The organism is Microcystis sp. M49636_WE2 (genome assembly GCF_030065375.1).
Taxonomy (GTDB): Bacteria; Cyanobacteriota; Cyanobacteriia; order Cyanobacteriales; family Microcystaceae; genus Microcystis; species Microcystis aeruginosa_C.
The window spans coordinates 1-3956 of record NZ_JASJFG010000138.1 but is presented as its reverse complement, the minus strand read 5'-3'; the positions used below and the strand labels follow the sequence as shown (position 1 = coordinate 3956).

Here is a 3956-nt window from a genome sequence, read left to right as displayed (position 1 = left end):
TCCCCTAAAAATCATGTTAAGCAAAGAAACCACCTACTCTCAGGCGAGAATGAATTTAGCGAGTCTCTTAGATCAGGTGTGTGACGAATCTCAAATTATCGTCATTAAGCGTCGCAATCAGAAAAATGTGGCCTTAATTGCTGAAGATGAGCTTTCCAGTTTATTAGAGTGTGTTTATTTACTGCGATCGCCAGAAAATGCCCAACGCTTATTTCGCTCTTTAGCATGGACCCAGACAGAAGATGCAACTCCTCAAACATTAGCTGAATTGAAAGGGGAGCTAGGAATTGAGTCCTAAAAGAGAAAATAAGCCAGATAAACCTAAAAACAATCCTATTCATGGTTATTTGCCCGTTTTTAGTCCTGATTTCAAAGCAGATTTAGCTTGGTGGTATCGGAACGAACCGAAAAAAGGCGATAAAATTTTAGACTTAGTAGCAGATATTTTGGATGGCGATCCGTTTACAGGATTGGGTAAACCCGAACCTCTTAAGTATATTGCTGCCGACACTTGGTCACGACGGATCGATTTAGAGCATCGTTTGGTTTATAAAGTCACAGGAAATAAGGTTTATTTTTTACAAGCTCGCTATCATTATCAATCAGGCTAAACTCAGACAAACCCATTAAGAACTGTTACAGGAGAAAGGGGACAAAGAACGTAGAGGGGGACAGTGAAACAACAAACATTTTCTACTCCAAGTCTGTAGCCTAAGCTACAATTTAATAAATATCTACATTCCTCCTTTCTCCTGTCGATCCTAGACATCATTCTAAAAGTCGGCACTTAAAGGGGTACGGGGGAAAGGAATCACATCGCGAATATTGGTCATTCCCGTCATGAATTGTACCAGACGCTCGAATCCTAAACCAAAACCGGCGTGGGGAACGGAACCGTAGCGACGCAGATCTAAATACCACCACAAATCATCGGGATTCATTCCCTGTTCCTGCATTCTTTGGATTAATACATCTAATCGCTCTTCCCGTTGGGAACCGCCGATAATTTCGCCGATCTTGGGTGCTAAAATATCCATAGCAGAAACGGTTTTATTATTGTCATCTAGACGCATATAAAAAGCTTTGATTGTCTTGGGATAATTAGTGACAATCACGGGTTTTTTAAATAGTTCCTCCGCTAGATAACGTTCGTGTTCTGACTGTAAATCTACGCCCCATTCTACTGGAAACTCGAACTGACGATCGGCTTTTTCTAATAACTCGATCGCTTCGCTGTAGGTAATCCGGCCAAACTCGCTATTAACGATATTCTCGGCCGTACTTAACACCGTTTTATCGATACGTTCGTTAAAAAACTGCAAATCTTCGGGACAATTTTCTAAGACGAATTTAAAGATATATTTCAGAAAAGCTTCTGCTAAATCCTGATCCCCTTCCAGATCACAAAAAGCCATTTCCGGTTCCACCATCCAAAACTCGGCCAGATGACGGGAAGTATTAGAATTTTCGGCGCGAAAAGTCGGGCCAAAAGTGTAAACATTAGATAAAGCCATGGCCATTACTTCCGCTTGTAATTGTCCACTGACGGTTAAATAGGCCCGTTTACCAAAGAAATCCTCGGCAAAATTGGCTGGTTTTTTTAAATCTAAACTGGTGACAGTAAATAATTCTCCCGCACCTTCGCAGTCGTTAGCGGTAATAATGGGAGTATGTACCCAAATAAAGCCCTTTTCTTGGAAAAAAGTGTGGATAGCGGTAGCGCAAGCGTTTCTAACCCGCATTACTGCTCCTAGGGTGTTGGTTCTTGCTCGCAGATGGGCAATGGTTCTCAGAAATTCAAAGGAATGACGTTTTTTTTGTAGGGGATAATCCGCAGGACAGTCACCATAAAGGGTGATTTCGGCCGCTTTTAACTCGATATTTTGCCCTTTACCCGGGGAAGGAACCAAATTTCCCGAAACAGCGATCGCCGCTCCTGTACTAATTGCTTTTAGTACATTTTCATAATCGGGTAAAGTCGGTTCGAGGATAACTTGTAAGTTGGCCAGGGATGAGCCATCATTAACTTCCAGGAAAGTAAATTCTTTTAATTCTCGTTTTGTTCTCACCCAACCCTGCACGGTGACGGATTGATCGGGTTGTCCTGTTTGAAAGATTTCCTTGATTCTGGTAGTCATCGCTTATCCCTATGTTAGAACCAAAGAGTATTTTAACTGAATGTCAGCAAAAGTCCCTCGCTTTTATGGACTTCTGCTGACTTTGTATACAGACAATTCTCGAAAACCATGTTATCATAGTTATGGTTTCTTGATAACTCTTATGTACAAAGCGTACAAATTCAGACTTAAGCCTAATACCGAGCAAGAAATAGCCTTAGCAAAAAGCTTTGGCTGTTGTCGTTGGTTTTGGAATTATTCCCTGAATTTATGCCAAGAAACCTATAAAACCACAGGAAAAGGACTGACACGAAACTATATTCAGGGACTATTGCCTAGTCTCAAAAAAGAATATGAGTGGTTGACAGATGCTTATTCCCAGTGCTTACAGGTTGTCGCTTTGAACTTATCCCAAGCTTATCAAAATTTCTTTGAGAAACGGGCGAGATTACCAAGATTCAAATCTAAACATGGTAAACAATCAATTAGCTATCCAGCTAATGTCAAATTTGAAGGTGACTACCTCAAATTACCGGGTAAAGTTGGATTAGTTTATTGTGTTCGTCATCGGGAATTTGCAGGAACAATTAAAACCGTTACTATCTCAAAAAACCCAGACGGTAAATACTACGCTTCTATTTTAGTTGATGACGGGCAATCTCCCCCTGATCAAGGGGAGCAGGGGGGTGACGAAGGCGGGGGGATAGATGGAAAAGCCATAGGAATTGATTTAGGATTAACTCATTTTTGTATTACCAGTAATGGTAGTAAATATGATAATCCTAGACATTTAGCCAAACATCAACGTAATCTAAAAAGGAAACAACAAAAGTTATCGCGTAAAAAGAAAGGCAGTAACAACCGTCAAAAAGCTAGAGGTAAAGTAGCTAAAGTTCACTCTAAAATCTCAAGATGTCGTGAGGATTTTCTCCACAAGCTATCCCGTAAGATAGTTAACGAAAACCAAGTTATTGCGGTAGAAAATCTCAATGTCAAAGGCATGGTACGCAATCATAATTTAGCTAAGGCTATTAGTGATTGTAGTTGGGGAATGTTTTGTACAATGCTTAAATACAAGGCAGAATGGGAGGGAAAAACCTATATTGAAGTTGATAGGTTTTTCCCTAGTTCTAAGACTTGTCATGTCTGTCTGAATCAAGTGGGTAGTTTGCCGCTTGATGTTAGAATATGGACTTGTGAACATTGCAAAACAATCCATGACCGGGACATAAATGCGGCGATAAATATCAGAGATGAAGCCTTACGGATATTGTCGTTAGGAACTAGCGATACTGCCTATAGAGGGGATATAAGACCAAAAGCTGGGCGTAAGTCCGTCTTGAGGCAATCCCCCGTGAAATAGGAAGCTCTCAAAGACCTTGAGAGTAGTTCACGATAGAAGGTTCAGATCAGGCTAAAATCAATCTCGAACAGGTCTCATGCTTCTGGTGGAAAAATTATTAAGTAAGCCCAAAAGCCGTAAATTAGCGATTTTTCTGGCTTTTATCGGCAGCATTCTCGCTTTACCCTTTCCTATCGCCGGTATTCATAAATTCTATCTCGGTCAACCTCTCTGGGGAATTATTTATCTTCTCCTTTGGCAAACTCCGATTCCCCGGGTGGCTTGCGCGATCGATGCGGTGTGGTATTTAATCCAAGATAACCAATTTTTCGCTAACTATTTTCCCACTGCCACCACTGCTGCCACTGTCCCCAGTTTAGAGCCTAAACAAGTAGAGGCGATCGGGGCAGCTTTAAGGGAATTAGAGCGCCTCCGGCAAGAAGGATTAATTTCTGAGTACGAATTTGAAGAAAAACGGCGACAACTACTATAATGAC

Annotated in this window: 5 protein-coding genes; 4 read left to right on the top strand and 1 reads right to left on the bottom strand. The window is 41.1% G+C overall.

The window, feature by feature from the left end; genetic code table 11:
• Positions 1-13: 13 nt before the first annotated feature.
• Together PX484_RS03280 and PX484_RS03275 are read left to right on the top strand one after the other, a co-directional pair.
• Complete coding sequence (locus tag PX484_RS03280; RefSeq protein WP_002737712.1) at positions 14-298, top strand: type II toxin-antitoxin system Phd/YefM family antitoxin; 285 nt, start codon at positions 14-16, stop codon at positions 296-298.
• The gene (locus tag PX484_RS03275; protein ID WP_002771556.1) at positions 288-611 is read left to right on the top strand and encodes a Txe/YoeB family addiction module toxin; all 324 of its coding nucleotides are present in this window, start codon (positions 288-290) and stop codon (positions 609-611) included. The genes PX484_RS03280 and PX484_RS03275 overlap by 11 nt, the downstream gene beginning before the upstream one ends.
• Before the next feature lie 162 nt (positions 612-773).
• Here PX484_RS03275 and asnS read toward each other — a convergent pair whose 3' ends face one another.
• Positions 774-2138, bottom strand: coding sequence for an asparagine--tRNA ligase (asnS, locus tag PX484_RS03270; protein WP_287659571.1), 1365 nt, complete (start codon positions 2136-2138; stop codon positions 774-776).
• A gap of 142 nt (positions 2139-2280) precedes the next feature.
• Between asnS and PX484_RS03265 the strand changes: the two genes are divergently transcribed.
• Both PX484_RS03265 and PX484_RS03260 read left to right on the top strand, forming a co-directional pair.
• Entirely contained in the window at positions 2281-3480 is a 1200-nt protein-coding gene (locus tag PX484_RS03265; RefSeq protein ID WP_287764922.1) for an RNA-guided endonuclease InsQ/TnpB family protein, read from the top strand.
• A gap of 76 nt (positions 3481-3556) precedes the next feature.
• Positions 3557-3952, top strand: a complete 396-nt coding sequence (locus tag PX484_RS03260) for an NINE protein (RefSeq protein WP_004268834.1) — start codon at positions 3557-3559, stop codon at positions 3950-3952.
• Positions 3953-3956 lie beyond the last annotated feature (4 nt).